At 34.0% G+C, this 18,222-nt stretch carries 19 protein-coding genes; 13 read left to right on the top strand and 6 right to left on the bottom strand.

The window, feature by feature from the left end; genetic code table 11:
- The first annotated feature begins 19 nt into the window (after positions 1-19).
- The 4 genes from prmA to ACTIEI_RS07115 all read left to right on the top strand — a co-directional run bounded on the left by prmA (position 20) and on the right by ACTIEI_RS07115 (position 3,105).
- Positions 20-847, top strand: a complete 828-nt coding sequence (gene prmA / locus ACTIEI_RS07130) for a 50S ribosomal protein L11 methyltransferase (protein ID WP_439505603.1) — start codon at positions 20-22, stop codon at positions 845-847.
- Positions 848-916: 69 nt separating this feature from the next.
- Positions 917-1,561: a glycerol-3-phosphate 1-O-acyltransferase PlsY gene (gene plsY, locus ACTIEI_RS07125; protein ID WP_439505602.1), complete on the top strand. Its 645-nt coding sequence runs from the start codon at positions 917-919 to the stop codon at positions 1,559-1,561.
- A 21-nt stretch (positions 1,562-1,582) separates the two neighbouring features.
- Positions 1,583-2,392, top strand: coding sequence for a M48 family metallopeptidase (locus ACTIEI_RS07120; protein ID WP_439505601.1), 810 nt, complete (start codon positions 1,583-1,585; stop codon positions 2,390-2,392).
- A gap of 50 nt (positions 2,393-2,442) precedes the next feature.
- The gene (locus tag ACTIEI_RS07115; RefSeq protein ID WP_439505600.1) at positions 2,443-3,105 is read left to right on the top strand and encodes a YdeI/OmpD-associated family protein; all 663 of its coding nucleotides are present in this window, start codon (positions 2,443-2,445) and stop codon (positions 3,103-3,105) included.
- 1 nt (position 3,106) lies between these two features.
- Here the strand turns inward: ACTIEI_RS07115 and ACTIEI_RS07110 are convergent, their stop codons facing one another.
- Positions 3,107-5,071: an ABC-F family ATP-binding cassette domain-containing protein gene (locus ACTIEI_RS07110; protein ID WP_439505599.1), complete on the bottom strand. Its 1,965-nt coding sequence runs from the start codon at positions 5,069-5,071 to the stop codon at positions 3,107-3,109.
- An 83-nt stretch (positions 5,072-5,154) separates the two neighbouring features.
- On the opposite strand from ACTIEI_RS07110, the gene ACTIEI_RS07105 reads away from it, so the two are divergent.
- The gene (locus ACTIEI_RS07105; protein WP_439505598.1) at positions 5,155-5,730 is read left to right on the top strand and encodes a DUF3347 domain-containing protein; all 576 of its coding nucleotides are present in this window, start codon (positions 5,155-5,157) and stop codon (positions 5,728-5,730) included.
- A gap of 42 nt (positions 5,731-5,772) precedes the next feature.
- Positions 5,773-8,130: a TonB-dependent receptor gene (locus ACTIEI_RS07100; RefSeq protein ID WP_439505597.1), complete on the top strand. Its 2,358-nt coding sequence runs from the start codon at positions 5,773-5,775 to the stop codon at positions 8,128-8,130.
- Here the strand turns inward: ACTIEI_RS07100 and ACTIEI_RS07095 are convergent.
- On the bottom strand, positions 8,127-9,314 hold the full coding sequence (locus ACTIEI_RS07095; protein ID WP_439505596.1) for a hypothetical protein: 1,188 nt from the start codon (positions 9,312-9,314) through the stop codon (positions 8,127-8,129). The two genes, ACTIEI_RS07100 and ACTIEI_RS07095, sit on opposite strands and share 4 nt — an antisense overlap.
- Before the next feature lie 106 nt (positions 9,315-9,420).
- Between ACTIEI_RS07095 and thrS the strand changes: the two genes are divergently transcribed.
- From thrS to ACTIEI_RS07070, 5 genes are all read left to right on the top strand, one after another.
- Positions 9,421-11,358, top strand: a complete 1,938-nt coding sequence (gene thrS / locus ACTIEI_RS07090; RefSeq protein WP_439505595.1) for a threonine--tRNA ligase — start codon at positions 9,421-9,423, stop codon at positions 11,356-11,358.
- 48 nt (positions 11,359-11,406) lie between these two features.
- On the top strand, positions 11,407-11,973 hold the full coding sequence (gene infC, locus ACTIEI_RS07085; protein WP_439505594.1) for a translation initiation factor IF-3: 567 nt from the start codon (positions 11,407-11,409) through the stop codon (positions 11,971-11,973).
- 122 nt (positions 11,974-12,095) lie between these two features.
- Positions 12,096-12,296 carry a 50S ribosomal protein L35 gene (gene rpmI, locus ACTIEI_RS07080; RefSeq protein ID WP_026751942.1) on the top strand — a complete coding sequence of 67 codons (201 nt, stop codon included), beginning with the start codon at positions 12,096-12,098 and terminating at the stop codon, positions 12,294-12,296.
- 60 nt (positions 12,297-12,356) lie between these two features.
- Positions 12,357-12,701 (top strand): 50S ribosomal protein L20, encoded by a 345-nt coding sequence (rplT, locus tag ACTIEI_RS07075; protein WP_439505593.1) that lies wholly within the window; start codon positions 12,357-12,359, stop codon positions 12,699-12,701.
- A gap of 115 nt (positions 12,702-12,816) precedes the next feature.
- Positions 12,817-14,253, top strand: coding sequence for an arginine decarboxylase (locus ACTIEI_RS07070; protein ID WP_439505592.1), 1,437 nt, complete (start codon positions 12,817-12,819; stop codon positions 14,251-14,253).
- A 9-nt stretch (positions 14,254-14,262) separates the two neighbouring features.
- On the opposite strand, the gene ACTIEI_RS07065 is transcribed toward ACTIEI_RS07070, so the two are convergent.
- On the bottom strand, positions 14,263-15,291 hold the full coding sequence (locus tag ACTIEI_RS07065; RefSeq protein WP_439505591.1) for an acyltransferase family protein: 1,029 nt from the start codon (positions 15,289-15,291) through the stop codon (positions 14,263-14,265).
- Between the two features lie 116 nt (positions 15,292-15,407).
- Here ACTIEI_RS07065 and ACTIEI_RS07060 point away from each other — a divergent pair, with 116 nt between their 5' ends.
- Positions 15,408-15,866 carry a nuclear transport factor 2 family protein gene (locus tag ACTIEI_RS07060; RefSeq protein ID WP_439505590.1) on the top strand — a complete coding sequence of 153 codons (459 nt, stop codon included), beginning with the start codon at positions 15,408-15,410 and terminating at the stop codon, positions 15,864-15,866.
- Between the two features lie 14 nt (positions 15,867-15,880).
- Here ACTIEI_RS07060 and ACTIEI_RS07055 read toward each other — a convergent pair whose 3' ends face one another.
- From ACTIEI_RS07055 to ACTIEI_RS07045, 3 genes are read right to left on the bottom strand one after another with little or no spacing between them, the layout of a single operon-like run.
- Positions 15,881-16,516 carry a hypothetical protein gene (locus tag ACTIEI_RS07055; RefSeq protein ID WP_439505589.1) on the bottom strand — a complete coding sequence of 212 codons (636 nt, stop codon included), beginning with the start codon at positions 16,514-16,516 and terminating at the stop codon, positions 15,881-15,883.
- A 10-nt stretch (positions 16,517-16,526) separates the two neighbouring features.
- Complete coding sequence (locus tag ACTIEI_RS07050; protein WP_439505588.1) at positions 16,527-17,030, bottom strand: RNA polymerase sigma factor; 504 nt, start codon at positions 17,028-17,030, stop codon at positions 16,527-16,529.
- A gap of 5 nt (positions 17,031-17,035) precedes the next feature.
- Positions 17,036-17,890 (bottom strand): TraB/GumN family protein, encoded by an 855-nt coding sequence (locus tag ACTIEI_RS07045; RefSeq protein ID WP_439505587.1) that lies wholly within the window; start codon positions 17,888-17,890, stop codon positions 17,036-17,038.
- Between the two features lie 99 nt (positions 17,891-17,989).
- Here ACTIEI_RS07045 and ACTIEI_RS07040 point away from each other — a divergent pair, with 99 nt between their 5' ends.
- Complete coding sequence (locus tag ACTIEI_RS07040) at positions 17,990-18,196, top strand: YgaP family membrane protein (RefSeq protein ID WP_439505586.1); 207 nt, start codon at positions 17,990-17,992, stop codon at positions 18,194-18,196.
- Positions 18,197-18,222 lie beyond the last annotated feature (26 nt).

The following is an 18,222-nucleotide window of genomic DNA, read 5'->3' as shown; positions in this document are numbered from 1 at the left end:
ATATTTTTAAAATGTTTGTATGACTGAGCAATACCAAGAAGTAAATATTCAATTAAAGAATCAATCAGAAGAAATGGCTGAAATCTTAATTGCCCAATTGGCTGAATTAGGATACGATGGCTTTTTAGAAGAATTAGATAGTTTAAAAGCATATATACCAGTTGATCTTTTTAATAGTGAAACAATTACTGCTTTGCTAGACAATTTTAAATTGAATGCAACTATAAAAATTATTGAAAAACAGAATTGGAATATCTTATGGGAGTCCAATTTTAGTCCCATACAGGTGGATGATTTTGTTGGGGTAAGGGCATCTTTCCACGAACCTATTCCAAATGTTACTCATGAATTAGTTATTACTCCTAAAATGAGTTTTGGAACAGGGCATCATGGAACTACCTACTCTGTAATGAAAATGATGAAGGAAGTCAACTTCAATAATAAAAAAGTCTATGATTTTGGAACTGGTACTGGAATATTAGCCATTTTAGCTGAAAAGTTAGGCTCAAATGTGATTGTTGGGGTAGATAATGATCCATGGTGCATAGAAAATGCCGCTGAAAATATAACAGTAAATGGATGTGAACATATTCAACTTCATTTGGCCGATACAATTGCTACTAATCAACAATACGATATTGTTATTGCTAATATAAATAGACATATTTTAGAAAGCAATATGTTATTGTTTCCACAAATATTAACCACTAATGGAATTTTAATTTTAAGTGGGCTTTTAGTAAGTGATGAATCAGATATGATCGAAATGTGTAAGAACAATGGCTTTAAACATCAACAAACTTTGGAGAAAGACGGATGGGTAGCGATACAATTTTTGATAAATTAAGTTCGTTTTTAGGTTAAGAAATTATTAACTTAGTATATTGTTTATCTTTGTCTCCCAATTATTACCTACATGAACGAAGTTTTATTGATTTTGTTGGCTTATCTGATAGGTTCTGTGCCAACAGCGGTTTGGATTAGCAAGTATTTTTTCAAAATAGATATAAGAGATTATGGTAGTGGAAATGCAGGTGCTACCAATACTTTCAGAGTGTTAGGCTCTAAATGGGGTACTATTGTAATGTTAGTAGATGTTTTAAAAGGAATCATCGCAACTTCATTATATATCTTATTGCCTTATTATTTAACAGATGAATGGGATAGAACCAATTTTATGATTGGATTAGGGTTGGCAGCTGTATTGGGTCATATATTTCCCATTTGGGCTGGATTCAGAGGGGGAAAAGGCGTTGCTACTCTTTTAGGGATGGCTGTTGCCATTCAGCCATTGGTTGCTTTATGTTGTGTTGGGGTTTTCTTAATTGTTTTATATCTAACTCGATTCGTTTCGTTAAGCTCCATATTAGCGGGCGTTTCATTCATGGTATTTATCTTATTCATTTTTAATGAAAAAGAAACATTGTATCGCATTTTTGCGGTACTTGTTGCGTTAATGGTGATATTGACCCACCAAAAAAATATTGGACGAATTTTAAAAGGTACAGAGAGTAAAATCCCGTTGTTTAGATTTAGGGATAAGAATCGAGGAAGAAAGTAATTGTTGTACTTAAATTTTCACATGAAATATATCATTCAATCAGTAATGCTTACGGCTATTTTTTTAATAGCTATGTCTTGTCAACGAAATGCAATTACAGGAAGAAAGCAATTAGCCTTAGTGCCAGAATCGGAGGCGCAATCCTTAGCAGCAGGTCAGTATCAATCATTTTTGAATACCAATAAAGTAGTAACGGGCAGTGCAGATGCCCTAATGGTCAAAAGGGTTGGAGAAAGAATTGTGTCAGCTATAAAAAACTATTATCAACAAAAGGGTTTAAGCAGTGAATTAAGTGGCTATTCTTGGGAAATTAATTTAGTGAACGATAAACAAATGAATGCTTGGTGTATGCCTGGCGGTAGAATTGTTGTTTATACGGGAATATTGCCAGTTACTAAAAATGAAGCAGGTTTGGCAGTTGTAATGGGGCACGAAATTGCTCACGCACTAGCTAGACATGGAAGTGAACGCATGAGTCAAGCACTCTTGCAGCAAGGTCTAGGAGCTGGTATTTCAATTGCAATGTCAAGTAAGCCTCAATTAACGCAAGACATTTTTAATGCTTCTTATGGAATTGTTTCTGGAACGGCTATGCCTGCTTTTAGTAGAAGTAACGAATTAGAAGCAGACCGTTTTGGGCTTATGTTCTCCGCTTTAGCGGGTTTTGATCCTAGAGAAGCCATCTCTTTCTGGACAAGAATGTCTGCAGCTGCAGGTGGAAATGCCAATACTCCTTCCATTTTGAGTACACACCCAAGTGATGCTGAAAGGATTGCAGCTTTAGAAAAAATCATGGCCAGCACGCTGCAGAATTACTATAAAAAGTCATAACATTTTTTTAACTTTGCACTTTTAATTGCATACATAAATTCCTTTAAGGCATGTCGAATCAAACGCTTCTCGAAAAACTTCAATTAAAGGACGAGAAAAATCTACTTATTCAAGGTCTACCTTCCTCAGTAGAAAAACAGTTTGCTAAACTTACTTATGCTAAAAATATTACTCCTTTGTTAAGGAGTAAAAAAGTAGATTTTGCGTTGGTTTTTGCATTGAGTGAACTACAGTTGAAAAACTTATTGAAAGAAGTGATTCCTGCCTTGCATAATGAAAGCAAATTGTGGATTGCATACCCAAAAAAGACGAGTAAAATTGCAAGTGACTTAAATCGCGACTGTAGCTGGGAGTGTTTAACAGCACAGAATTTTGAATGTGTGCGCCAAGTTGCATTAGACCATGTTTGGAGTGCTATGCGTTTTAAAAAGACAGATCAAATCCCAAATAAAGAAAGAAATTTCTCTGAAGCAAAGTTGGCTGTGAACGGAGTTGATTTTGAGAAAAGATTGGTAAAAGCACCAGTTGAATTAGATCGCTTATTTACTACTCACGAAGAAGCAAAAGAGTTTTTCACTTCCCTTTCTTTTACCAATCAAAAAGAATATGTTACCTGGATTGAAGGTGCAAAAAAGGAAGAGACACGTAAACGTAGACTAGAAACTGCATTAGAAAAATTACTTGCAGGTAAGAGTAATCCTACTGAAAAGTAATCTAATTGTTTTTTGATTCTAGCTCAATAATTTGCTCAAAAACTAACTCATAGTCTTTATTGAGTGTGTTAATTTGATTCTTTATTGCTTTATATGCGTTCTCCAATTGCGAAAATTGCTGTTTATTCGTGTAAGTAGCTGGCTTACCCATTTCTAATTCAATCTGTTTTTGTTCTTCTTGGGCTTTACTCAATGATGCTTCAATTTGACTTAATCTTCTTTGCTGCTTCTGAAGCTCTTTTTGTAATTCTTTATTAATAGGTTGAGTATTTTTTATGACAGGTTCTGCAACTTTAACGGGTTCTTTTTTATTGACAGGTTTTTCCAATTCTTTTGTTTCTGAACCATTGGCTTTTCTTTGTTTTTCCATACGTTCGTTCCATTCAACCCACTCTTGGTAACTACCTTTGAATTCTTTTATTTGATGATCAACAATCTCCCAAATTTTATTAGCCGTTTTCGAAATAAAATAACGATCGTGACTTACTAAAATATATGATCCTTCATATTTGTTTAATGCCTCAGCCAATAGCTCAACTGAATGCATGTCTAAGTGGTTAGTAGGTTCATCTAAGATTAGAAAATTACCTCTGCTAACAATGGTTTTGGCCAATGCAACCCTTGCTTTTTCTCCACCACTTAATACCCTAATTTTTTTATCAACGTCTTCGCCACTAAACAAGAAAGAACCCAATAAACTCCTTAACTCTACATCATTTTTTTTGCTACCACAACTTTGAAGCTCTTCTAAAATATTATTAGTCATTGTAAGTGCTTCCAACTGATGCTGCGCATAGAAGCTTTCTTCTACATTATGCCCCCATACTCTTTCTCCGCTAAATTCCTCAGTGCCAGCAATCATTCTTAATAGGGTAGACTTACCCTTTCCGTTTGCCCCAATTAAAGCAATTTTATCACCTCGCTCAATTTCAGCAGATGCGTTTTCTACAATGGTTAGATTGCCAAAACTTTTGGTTACCTCTTTTAGTGTTACTAGTATTTTGCCAGGTACTTTTTCTAATTGAAAATTGATGCGCATATTTGGTCTTTCCAATTGAACATCTTCAATCTTGTCTAACTTATCTAATCTTTTTTGAACACTCTGTGCTTGAGCCGCTTTACTTGCTTTCGCTTTAAAACGTTCAATAAATCTTTCCTGTTGACGAATGTAATCTTGTTGATTTTCGAAAGCCTTTTGCTGCATTTCAATTCTTACTTCTTTCTCAGTTTCGAAAAATTCATAATTCCCGGAATATATATGGAGTTGTTGCTGATATAACTCCACAATTTTATTGACCATTCTATTTAAAAAGAATTTATCGTGACTTACAATCACCACACTACCCTTATAATGAACCAAGTATTTTTCTAACCATTCAATCGATGGAAGATCTAAGTGGTTGGTAGGTTCATCCATCAATAATACATCAGGCTGTTGTAAAATCATTTTTGCCAACAATACCCGCATTCTCCATCCTCCACTAAATTGCTTATATGGTTTTAGTAAGTCTTCATTTGAAAAACCAAGGCCATGTAAAACTTCTTCGGCTTTATGGTGAATATTATAGCCATCAAGCACATCTAATTCATGCAAGCTATCCGTGTACTTGATTAATAAGTCTTCGTCTTCAGGATTATTCTCTAGTTCAATTCCTAATTGTTCAATTTCCTTTTCGAGTGCACGAACCCTTTCGAATGCGCCTAATGCTACTTCCGTAATATTTTCACTGGTATCAAAACTTAAAAGGTCTTGGTGTAAATAGCCAATAGTAGTTTCCCTGCTCTTTTCTACGGTACCTTTTGATGGGGTATATTCTCCTACCAATACCTTTAATAGGGTAGACTTACCAGTACCATTGTAACCCACTAATCCAATTCTATCACCTGGTTGAATATGCCAGGTAGCATCTGCAACTATAACTCTTGCACCAAATTCGAATGTTACGTTTTGAAAACCAATCAGCATTAAATTATCTATTTTGGCTGCAAAGGTAATTGGAATGGGCTCCCAAATGAAATTGCTTTAATTTTGTTTTAAATTTAGTTTCAATGAAAAACATCTTCTTAGTTTCTTTAATTGGTCTATTGGTAGCTTGTGGCACTAATCCCCCAAAAGAGGATATTCAGGCTAATTTGCAAAAAGTGAATGGAGTAAGTATCAATTCTGATCAATTTAATAGCCAGTTCAAACAATTCCTTCACAGCTATTATGATTTAAAAGATGCATTTATAAAAGAGGAAATGGTTGCTATAAATGCTACTTCGGACAGTCTAGCAAAGCAAATCAATCAGATTTTGATAAAAGAATTAAAATCAGATAGTACACAAAAAGCTGCCCAGGTACTTATTGAATCTATTAAAGCAGAATTAATAGGATTAAAAGGTGAAACAGATATTGAAGAAAAGCGCAAAGCCTTTCAAATGATAGGAGAACAATTATTGGTATTAATTCAAACGGTTCAATACGATAATGAAATCATTTATACTCAGTTTTGCCCTATGGCAATGAACGATAATGGTGCTACCTGGTTAAGCAATTCTGCTGATATAAAAAATCCATACCTGCCCAAAACAATGCTTGAATGTGGGGAGGTAAAAGATACTTTGAACTTCTCTACTAAATAATAGCCCAACGAACATTTAATACTTCAATATGTTAATTATAACATGAAGAGACTCACCCTTTTGTTTTTCTTTTTGCAAGTATTTTTGTGCAGTTTTGGGCAAGAAAAATTTACGCTAAACGGGTATATTAAGGATTCCCTTTCTGGAGAAACCTTAATTGGTGCAAATATTGTTGTTCGAAATCTTGGTAAGACAGTTGTAACCAATAGTTATGGATTTTTCTCCATTACTTTACCCAAAGGAAAATACCAATTAAATGCAAGTTTTATTGGGTACCAAACAAAAGAAATAACGTTCATACTTTCAAATAATTTACAGCAAGATATCCAGTTGCTTCCCAATTCGGCGGTTATATTGCAAGACGTTACAGTTAGTGCAAGAAGAAGAGATAACAATGTTAAAACAGCCCAAATGGGCAAAATGGAATTAACTGTCAACACAGCAAAAGCATTACCCGCTTTTTTTGGAGAAGTAGATATTTTGAAAACACTACAGCTAATGCCTGGAGTAAGAAATGCGGGAGAGGGCAACGCAGGTTTTTATGTAAGAGGTGGGGGACCAGATCAAAACCTAATATTATTAGATGATGCAGTAGTATATAACACTGGTCATTTATTTGGTTTTTTTTCGGTGTTTAATGCCGATGCTATCAAGAATGTGAGTTTAATAAAAGGAGGGATGCCAGCACAATATGGAGGGCGTTTATCTTCTGTAGTTGATATTGCCATGAAAGAGGGGAACACCAATAAAACCCAAATTGACGCTGGTATTGGATTAATTGCTTCTAGATTCTCTATACAAGGCCCAATTAAACAAAAGAAGTCTTCCTTTATTGTTTCAGCAAGAAGAACTTATATAGATGCCATTACTAAACCGCTAATTAGTAAAACAAGTGACTTTTATGGATCAGGATATTATTTTTATGACCTAAATGCAAAAATGAATTTTCAACTCTCCGAAAAGGATCACTTATATATTAGCGGATATTTTGGTAGAGACAAATTCAATTTTAATAATGCAGCTAGATCATTTAAAACCTTAATTGATTGGGGTAACGCAACATCAACTGTAAGGTGGAATCATATTTTCAATAAAAAATTATTCTCTAATACCACGTTGGTTTACAACGACTATCACTTTAATTTAAACGGATCTCAAAATGATTTCAATATAAATTTGTCTTCTGGTATTAGAGATTTAACAGCAAAAACAGACTTTGATTATTATGCAAGTCCAGAACATAAATTAAAATTTGGTATCCAATTTACACATCATACTTTTTTACCCAATATTGTTAGTGGAAACCAAGATAGTGTGGTCTTTACTCCCAATAATGCAAGTAAGAAATTTGCAAGAGAATGGGCTGTTTATTTACAAGATGATTGGGAAATTAATAACAAGCTCAAATTAAATGTAGGACTTAGGTATAGCTTATTTCAACAAACAGGACAATACACTAATTATGTAAGAGACAATAATGGTAATAAATTAGACAGTACTGTTTATGGTTCAGGTCAGTTAGTGCAGCAATATGGGGGATTAGAACCGCGAGCTACTTTAAGGTACACGCTAGATGAAACTAGTTCCATAAAAGCAGGCATTACAAGAAACCTTCAATATATTCATTTAGTTACGAATGCAGGATCTACGTTGCCTACTGATTTATGGGTTCCAAGTACATTAAGGGTTAGGCCTCAATTAAGTTGGCAATATGCAGCGGGCTATTTCAAAAACTTCAACAACGGCATGTTCGAAACATCTTTTGAAATGTATTACAAGACCATGGAAAATCAAATTGAATACCGTGAAGGCTATACTCCATCATTAAAAGATCCTGAAGAAGAATTCGTGTTTGGTCGTGGTTGGAGCTATGGCGCTGAATTATTCATCAACAAAGTAAAAGGAAGATTAACAGGTTGGATTGGGTATACATTGGGTTGGACATGGAGAAGATTTCCTGATTTAAATCAAGGTCAAAAATTCCCAAGTAGATACGATAGAAGACATGATTTATCAATTGTAGCAAACTATACTATTAATGATAAATGGAAAATTTCTGGCGTATTTGTTTATGGTACAGGTAATGCCATTTCTGTTCCAGAAAGATTTTATTTTATTGGAGGCGTTTTGTCGCAACAATTTAGTAGCATCAATTCATACAGAATGAGGGCTTACCATCGAATGGATATTGCAGCAACATATACTCCAAAGCCAAAGAAAGAAAGAAAGTATACTACCAATTGGGTGTTTAGTTTATATAATGCTTACAGTAGAGCAAATCCATATTTCTTGTATTTTGACCAAGAAGGTTCAGCTGCAAATGGAACACTAAATGTAGGAGCAAAGCAGGTTTCATTGTTTCCTGTATTGCCATCAGTTACTTGGAATTTAAAACTTTAATGTTTTGGAATATACTCAATAACTATTTTAGCATTTCTATTTTCAGTAGAAGTCAAAAATACTTCATACCTCTTTTTGCCAGCCGTAATGACCATTAAAGCAGTGTTAGGTGGAATTTCACCAAGGTTTTCTGCAACTGCAACCAGTTCATGTAACTTATCTTCTGGAGTACATTTTAGTTTAATTGAAATGGGGTTGAAGGCTAATCTACCCTGTTTAATAATTTGTTTATTATTATGGTATACACTTATGGTATCATTGTCAATTGTTCCATTATCAAATAAATCTACTTGGATATTTTCTTCATCAACGATAATCGTTTTCACTAGTTTATTCTCCCTGTCAACCAAAACTTTAGGAACAACAACGGCTTTTTTCTCTCTAGATTGAGTTTCAATATGTTCTTTTTTGGAATGGGGTTGTTCAGCTAGTTCAGCTGCTTTGGGGTGAGGTTCTGTTTTACTTACTTGTTCACTATGTTTAATTGGATCTGTTTTCTTAGACAACTCTGTTTGGGGAGATTGCTCTATTCTCTTAGGTTGAACTAAATGCTGCTTTTTTTCAGTGGTATTGGGTAAGACTGTTTTAGGAGTTGGTTTTGTTTGAATATTACTAGTTAAAGGATTTTGTTTTTGCACACTACTTTTAGGCGTAGTTAATTTAGATGCTGGGGTGGTTGATTTAGGGATTGCTTTTTTTGTTAAAAAAGACTCTTTTTCAAAGTCCGAATCAGGAACCCTCTCAAGGTAAACCTTACCACTTCCGCAATCTCCTTTGTCTTTAGCATTGATTGAAATGAAAGTGCCTTGTAAAACTTCTAACTTTCCCATTTTTGAATAATCCAAATAACAGGTCATTAAGCAGGGTTCACTTTTATCTCCAATTTTAAGGTCAATCAAACTTGTTTCTTTTAGAATGATTGTTTTAGAATTTATATTGTAAATCCCCTGAAATGTTGCTTTGCCATAAAAAACAGTACTCTTATAGGAATAAGTAACCCCTTTTATTCCATTATTGGGTTGTTGGTCAATTTGGATTTCGTATTTGTACATTTCTTCTTGAATTCCTTCTCTGTATAAACCATTAGAGGAACTAAAATAGCCTCTCCAAATGCCCGTTATTTTTTGAGCAGATGAGTTCACTGTGAAGAAAAGAAAAGCAGTTAGCGCTAAAACAAGCTTCATAATGCAATATTACATGCTATGCGTGATAAAAAACAGTTAAGGTTTTGTTCAATACGACTGCCTATTTGCTACCTTTGCTACAAGAATTTAAAGAATTGGATAATTTATGATTAATATTCGTTTTCCGGATGGAGCAACACGCCAATACGAGCAAGGGATTTCTGCTCTGGATATTGCAAAATCCATTAGTGAAGGGTTGGCCAGAAAAGTATTAGTGGCAAGTGTTAACGATAAAGTGGTAGACGCCAACCTTCCCATTACGGAAGACGCTTCAGTAAAGTTTCTAACTTGGGATGATGACGCAGGTAAAAATACTTTTTGGCATTCATCAGCACACTTAATGGCAGAAGCTGTAGAATCAATTTTTCCAGGAGTGAAATTTTGGGTAGGACCAGCTTTAGACAAGGGGTTCTATTATGATATGGATTTGGCCGATAAAAAGATTTCGGAAGAAGACCTATTAGCGATTGAGAAAAAAATGAATGAATTAGCTAAGAAAAATAGTCAATTCATTAGAGAACAAAAAGCAAAGGCTGAAGCAATTGCTTATTTTACCGAAAAGGGGGATGAGTACAAATTAGATTTACTAGCCAACTTAACGGATGGTGAAATCAGCTTTTATACTCAGGGGCAATTCACCGATTTATGTAGAGGCCCGCATATTCCTCATACAGGACTAATTAAGTCAATTAAACTAACCAGCATAGCAGGAGCATATTGGAAGGGTAATGAAAAAAACAAAATGCTCACCAGGATTTACGGTGTAACATTTCCAACACAAAAGGAAATGGACGAGTACATCCTTATGCTTGAAGAAGCCAAGAAAAGAGACCATCGTAAATTAGGAAAAGAGTTAAGTATTTTCACAATGGATGATGATGTTGGCCCGGGCCTTCCTTTATGGATGCCAAATGGAACTGTCATCATTGAGGAGTTGGAAAGATTGGCTAAAGAAACAGAAGAAGCTGCAGGGTATAAGCGTGTGGTAACGCCACATATTGCTAAAGAAAGCATGTATTTAACTAGTGGACATTTGCCCTATTATGCTGATAGCATGTTCCCTCCAATGGAATTAGATGGAACCAAGTACTATTTAAAAGCAATGAACTGCCCACATCACCATAAAATTTTTGGGGCTGAACCTAAAAGTTACAAAGACCTTCCTTACAGAATTGCTGAATATGGTACTTGCTACAGATATGAGCAAAGTGGGGAATTGTTTGGTTTGATGCGTGTAAGGTGCTTGCATATGAATGATGCGCATATTTACTGTAATAAAGAACAGTTTGCACAAGAGTTCAAGTCTGTGAATGAAATGTACTTAAAATACTTTGGCATTTTTGGCATAGACAAGTACGTTATGCGTTTGAGTTTGCATGATCCAGCTAAATTAGGTCAGAAATATGTAAATGAACCTGAGCTTTGGAAAGAGACAGAAGACATGGTTCGTAAAGTATTGATTGAAACCAATACCCCATTTGTTGAAGTGCAAGATGAAGCTGCATTTTATGGACCAAAAATCGATGTACAAATCTGGAGTGCAATCGGAAGAGAATTTACATTGGCAACCAATCAAGTAGATTTTAATTCAGGAAGAAAATTCAAGTTAGAGTATACCAATCCGCATAATGAATCAGAAATTCCATTAATCATTCACCGCGCCCCATTAGGCACACATGAGCGATTTATCGGATTTTTATTAGAGCACTATGCAGGGAAGTTCCCAGTTTGGTTGGCACCTCTTCAAGTCAAGATTCTGCCAATAAGCGATAAGTTCATGGATTATGCGCAGCAAGTATTTACGACTTTGAAGAAAGCTGGCGTTAGGGTAGAAGTGGACGATAGAAGTGAAAAAATTGGAAAAAAAATCCGTGATACTGAATTGATGAAAGTGCCTTATATGCTTGTAATTGGAGAAAAAGAAATGAACGAAGGCCAGCTATCTGTTAGAAGACAAGGGAAGGGAGATTTGGGTACTGTTTCGTTAAATTCTTTTGTAGAAAGTATCAAAGAAGAAATCCTTGAACGTAAATCCGCAGAATAGTCGGAATATGGTATATCTTTATCAAAATTTTAAACCAAACAAGTTTTAATGGCATTAGCACCAAGAGGAAGATTCAATCCTAGGTTCAACAGGCAACCAGAGCCTGAACATCGTATCAACGAGAGAATCCGCGCCCTCCAGATTAGACTGGTAGGAGACAATGTAACGGTAGGAATTTATTCTACCCAAGAAGCACTGAAGATTGCGCAGGAACAAGAATTAGATCTAGTGGAAATTTCACCCACTGCCGATCCTCCTGTTTGTAAAATAATCGATTACAAGAAATTCTTGTACGAGAAAAAGAAGAAGGAGAAGGAAATGAAGGCCAACTCCAAGCAAAGTGAGATTAAAGAAATACGATTCACTCCTAGTACCGACGACCACGATTTCAATTTCAAAGCAAAACATGCGGAAGGATTTTTGAAAGATGGGAACAAGGTTAAAGCATATGTACAATTTAAAGGTAGGGCCATCATGTTTCAAGACAGAGGTCAATTGCTACTTTTAAAATTTGCAGAAAGACTCGCTGAAGTAGGTACTTTAGAAAGTATGCCTAAATTAGAAGGTAAGCGTATGTTTGCCATTTTTACCCCAAAAACAGGTAAAAAGAAGTAATTAGTTGTAGATTTCATCAAAAACTGCTACTTTTGCAATCCAAAATTTTCCCGTAAGGCCAAAACAAGTTTTCACCCTGTGGTGAAACGCCAGCAGGGTGTAATCTTTATTAGATTATTTATATGCCAAAAGTTAAAACAAACTCCAGCGCTAAGAAGCGTTTTAAAGTGACCGGTACCGGAGAAATCAGTTTCCAAAAAGCGTTCAAGCGTCACATCCTAACCAAGAAATCTAAAAAGCGCAAGCGTGCTTTAAGACAAAAAGGTATTGTTGGTTCTACCAATAAGGATTTCGTTTTACGTTTATTACGTTTGAAAGGCTAATTAGCCCGCTAAAAAAACAGATTATTAACCGTTAGCTCCGCTAACTTCAAAACATTTATTATGCCACGTTCAAAAAATGCAGTTGCATCAAGAGCAAGGAGAAAGAAAATTCTTGACCAAGCAAAAGGATACTATGGTAAACGTAAAAACGTTTATACCGTTGCCAAAAATATTGTTGAAAAAGGGCTTACTTACAGTTATGTAGGTCGCAAATTAAAGAAGCGTGAATACCGTCAGCTTTGGATTGCACGTATTAATGCTGCAGTAAGAGAAGAAGGAATGACTTACAGTCAGTTCATCAACAAACTAAGTGTAAAAGGAATCGATTTAAACCGTAAGGTTTTAGCAGATTTAGCAATGAATGAGCCTGCTTCTTTCAAAGCATTGGTTAATTCAGTAAAATAAATTGATCCAAAAAAAATAAAAAGCCAGATGAATTAAACATCTGGCTTTTTTTATTTCTATAATCCGTAACAAGGGTTATTTTTACATCCTAATTTTTAAAAAGGAAACCTCCCTGATGAATAATACCTACACCTCTCTGGTGAACCAGACTTTTCACTTTCCACAAGAAGGATTTGATGTAAGCGACGAAGGATACTTAGAATTCAATGGTGTTGATATCAAGAAGTTGATAGATAAACATGGTACTCCATTGAAATTGACGTATTTGCCAAAGATTGGAATGCAGATTAATAAGGCAAAAAATATGTTTGCCAATGCATTTAAGAAGCATAAGTACGAGGGGGAGTATTTTTATTGTTATTGTACCAAGAGTTCTCACTTTTCATTTATTGTAGAAGAAGCCTTGAAGCATAATATTCATTTAGAAACTTCCTATGCATATGACATAGAAATAGTCAATCGATTATATCAACGCAGAAAAATTAATAAAGAAACCTTTATTATTTGTAACGGATATAAACAAAAACAATACACCTCCAGAATTGCCAAATTAATCAATTCTGGATTCAAAAATGTAGTGCCAATTCTAGATAATAAGGAAGAATTACAAGCCTATAAAAGAAGTGTTCGATCAAGTACACCCTTTTCATTAGGGATTAGAGTTGCTGCGGAAGAAGAACCCAACTTTCCTTTTTATACATCTCGTTTAGGTATACGTGCAAAAGATATTTTAGAATTTTATGTAGATGAGATAGAAGGCAATGAAGAAAAGTTTCAGCTCAAAATGTTGCATATTTTCCTAAACAAAGGGATTAAAGACGATATCTATTATTGGAGTGAGCTGAATAAAATCATCAACCTTTATTGCCAGTTAAAAAAGATTTGTCCAGAACTAGATTCAATTAATATTGGTGGCGGCTTCCCGATAAAACATTCATTAGGGTTTGAATATGATTATCAGTTCATGATTAATGAAATAGTAGGGAACATCAAAAAAGCATGTAAAAAAGCGAAAGTTCCAATGCCCAATATATATACTGAATTTGGAAGCTTTACCGTAGGAGAGAGTATGGCCCATATATACAGTGTAATAGGTGAAAAAATTCAAAATGATCGAGAGTGTTGGTACATGATTGATTCTTCATTCATCACCACCCTGCCTGATACCTGGGGTATTGGTGAAAAATTTTTAATGCTTCCAGTAAACAAGTGGGATAATGAATACCAACGTGTTGTTTTAGGTGGAATAACCTGTGATAGTCATGATTACTATGATTCTGAAGAACATATTAATGAAGTGTTTTTACCCAAGCTAACTACAACGGAAAAAAAAGAAGTAGAATCTAATAAAGAGCCCTTATATGTGGGATTCTTCCATACTGGTGCTTATCAAGATCAAATTAGTGGATATGGTGGTATTAAACATTGCTTAATACCCTCTCCTAAACATGTGATAGTTGAATTGGATAAAACGGGTAAAATGATTGATTGGGTATATGCGAAAGAGCAAACTGCTCAGAGTATGTTAAAAATATTGGGTTATTTAAAATAGGGGTGTTGTTTACTTAATATTACCTAGTATCAATTTATTGGTTATTTTAAACTTTTTTAAAGTGAAAATCAATAAACTGGTGATGGCAAAAACTATCAGGAAAATCCCTATTGCGGCAGAATGAGTTGTAGTGACCTGGTTCTTGTCATTTATGATATACGCATAAATGGTTGTTTGAAATAAAGGATGATAGAGATAGAATCCCAATGAATTGGTGTTAACCCATAATAATAGTTTATTCTGTAACCATTGGTTAGGTGCTATAAACAGTAAAACAAATATGACTAATGCGGTATTGAAAATTATATATGGCCAAACTAGGGCAGTGCTTTCGTAGTGTTTAAAAACAAAAAAAACAACTACCGAAAAACTTATTGATAGAAGCAGAATAATTTGTTGAATCGATAGAGAAACATTGATTAGTTTATTTCGAAGGCTAAATCCAAGTATAAAAAAGAATAAGTAAGAAAATAGCCTTTTGTCTCCTAACCAGTAAAGTGGCAATTGTTTTAAAGGCAATTGGGTATCTCTATAAACAATATACCAATACATACTAAATATAGCTGATAGGATTAAAAGTATCCAAACAGAAACATTCCACCTAAGAATACTATAACATAGGAATGCCCCGATTAACAAAGAAGGAATATACCATAAGTGGTAATAAGGATAAATCAAATCTGCAAATCCAAAATCGGCTATAACTTTTCCATTTAATTGAAAAGGAAGAAAAATAATACTAGCAATACACCAAGGCACAATTAATCTAGACCACATTCTTTTTATGTAACCGGAAAATCCATCTTTGAAAGTGCTTACTTTAACTAAAAATCCGCTTATTGCCATGAATAAGGGCATATGAAAAAAATACATGAAATATAAAAAGGTACTCTTAGGTAAGCAGTGTGTCATGATTACCATTAAAACTAATAAACCCTTGGCTCCATCTAAACCAGGAAAACGAATAGGCGATTCTATAAATTTACTTTCTTTTAAAGTAGTCCAAATTGCTTTAATTTTTGCATTGGTTTTTTTCATAAAATGCATTTAACTAGGTTGTTTCAAACCTTAAAAGAAAAATCCTTTTTTTTCAAAGCAAGAAGATACTAGATTTTTTGGATTGTATAACTGTGTTTTTTTATTAGTTTTATTAGATGAAAAAAATCTTTTTAATAATTGTCTTATTATGCTGCAGCTTAACCAACATTCAAGCTCAATCAGCTGAGGATTCAATTAAGGCAACAATTCGAAAAATGTTTTTTGCAATGATAGAAGCAGACGGAGCTATGTTACAAGATTGCTTCACTGAGAATGCCATCATGCAAACCATTACAACCAATAAAGAAGGTAAATTAATCGTTCGGACTGATTCGGTGTCTGCGTTTATTAGACAAGTATCAAATATGCCAAAAGGACTAGCAGATGAGAGAATTGTGTTTGATAATGTAAAAGTGGATGGACCATTAGCCAGTGTTTGGACACCTTATCGTTTTTATAGAAGAGCAGACTTTAGCCATTGTGGAGTCAACTCTTTTCAATTGGTAAGAAATAATGATAAATGGAGAATTCAATACCTTATTGATACAAGAAGAAAAACGGGATGTACAGAATAAATTAATTTAATTAATTACTCTTCTTTGAGTTCTGCTAATAATGACTTTAGCTGTTCAATATAATTTCCATAAAGCTTTCTTATATACCATTTGGTAAAATACACTAGGCCAAATATCAAGGCGATTGTGTATCCAATAATAAATCCTATGTAAAGACTTTTAGTTAGTTTTAGTTTGATAGACAAGTTATCTAAAATGGCTACCGGTTCCTTTTCATTTAATCCTAAATAAAAGGCTAATAAAAAACAGATTGGAAGTAAAGCCATATTAAATTGGAAATACCTACGTGTAAAATCTGCTAACATTTTGATTAATTGTTGCAGATTTCCTTTAATAGGTAAAACTGAATGTTCAAATTCATTGATCTTTTTCAGAAGATAGAAAAGAATATATGTAAATGGAATAAATATAGCACCAAATAAGCCAAAATAGATTTTTAGAGAATGGTATGATGAAAAAAAAGCTATCCCTAAAAATAATAGTACTACCAAGAAGCTGCAAATAATTTCGAACCAAAGGCTTTTTTTTATTTTACTAACCACAGAGTTAGCTTTACCTTTTAATAAGTTAGCGAAATTATGCTCGGTCTTATCTAAACTACCTTCAATTAGTTTCTGGTTAATTAATCCTTTTAAATCATCTAATTCCATAATGTATCATTTAGATCCTTTCAAAATTTTTTAATGTGGCTTCTCTCAATTTTATTTTAATTCTATTCATCTTAACGGCAATATTATTTGCTGTAATGCCTATTATTTCACTTATTTCTGCATAACTATAATCTTCTAAATAAAGCATTACAATCGCTTTGTCAATTTTGGATAGGGAAGCAATAGCTTTATACATTGCCTGTGTTTTTTCTTCAATTGAATCTTTTTCCGCAAAATGAATATGATCTGGTATTTCAGCAACTGAGTCAATAAAATCTTTCCTTTTTTCTTTCCTAAAAAAAGTAATTGCGGTGTTAAGGGCAACACGATATAGCCAAGTAGAAAATTTAGCATCTCCTCTAAATTGTCCATATGCTTTCCAGGCTTGTAAAGTAATTTCTTGAAATAAGTCTTCTTTGTCTTCCTGCCAATTCAAATAAAGATTACATACTTTATGTATGATTTTCTGATGTTGGTTTAACAGTTGAATAAAAGTTTTGTCAGCAGCCTGCATATTACTTAATACTTTACTGGTGTAAGTTGATATCCCTTTTCTTTTAGTAAATCAATTACTCCCTCTTTTCCACCTAAGTGTGCTGCTCCAACTGCAAAAAATGTAGGTTGAATTTGAATTGAATTAATTATTGATGGAATCCAGTTTTTGTTTCTTTTAATAAGCATCGTCTGCTCAAATGCTTCAGTCATTCTTTGATCTTGCATAAATTGGCATATACGTTCTACATCATTTAATTTGTACACCTTAATCAACTCATTCATTTGCAGTTTTACGCTATCAAAATTGGTTACCATTTTTTTGAATTCAGTAATTTGGTCAGATAGTGGTTGTGAATTAATTGCTGCAACCTGATCTGAAACCGTTTCCAATCCCCCAACGGCGATACCTGCTTCTTCTGCACTTTTCATAAATACAGTTTCTGGCTGTATGAGGGTATTACATGCAACTGTTTTTAGCGTAAGCATGCTTACTCCTATAAAAGGTTTAAATTGATTGAAGAGTTTAAGCGAAGCCCCAGTAATTTTTTGAAAATGAGTATTGATGGTTTCAAAATCGCTTCCTAATAATTTATCAAGGGTAGTGCCCTCTAATTGCATCATCTGCAACATTTCTTGTTGCATATTAGGCTTAGATAAATCTATTTCTAGAAATAATTTTTTACTAGACTTTATTTTTTCGGCTAAAACAGGTGTGAAGTTAAAATCTGAAGCGCAAATAATATGTGAAGTACCAAAAAGATAAGAGGGGGATTTGAGCCCATTCCCACTAATTTCCCACAGTAAAGACTGAGTTGTTTTTTGAGCACCACCTGAAATGCTGAGTAATGACGCCAAAAACAATAATACCCAATTACGCATAAACTAAATTTATCTATTTGTAACTACAATTACATAAATATTACATGTTTGAAGCTTTGTTTTTCATTTAGTATATTTAGTTAACTAAAATTATACTTTATGAAGAAGAATATGGGTTCAATTGATAAAACAATACGAATTATCATTGCTGCTGTAATTGCTGGCTTGTATTATGCCAATATTATTACAGGCACATTCGGTATTGTGCTATTGGTATTGGCAGGGGTATTTGTATTAACCAGTTTGGTAAGCTTTTGTCCACTATACACTTTGTTTGGAGTTTCTACTTGTTCAACTAAGCAATAGTGCATTTAAAAAAGGAGGTTACTTTT

This window comes from Sediminibacterium sp. (assembly GCF_051860225.1).
In the GTDB taxonomy this organism is placed as follows: Bacteria; Bacteroidota; Bacteroidia; order Chitinophagales; family Chitinophagaceae; genus Sediminibacterium.
Note: the sequence above shows the minus strand (reverse complement) of the source record. Positions and strands in the feature narration are given on the sequence as shown.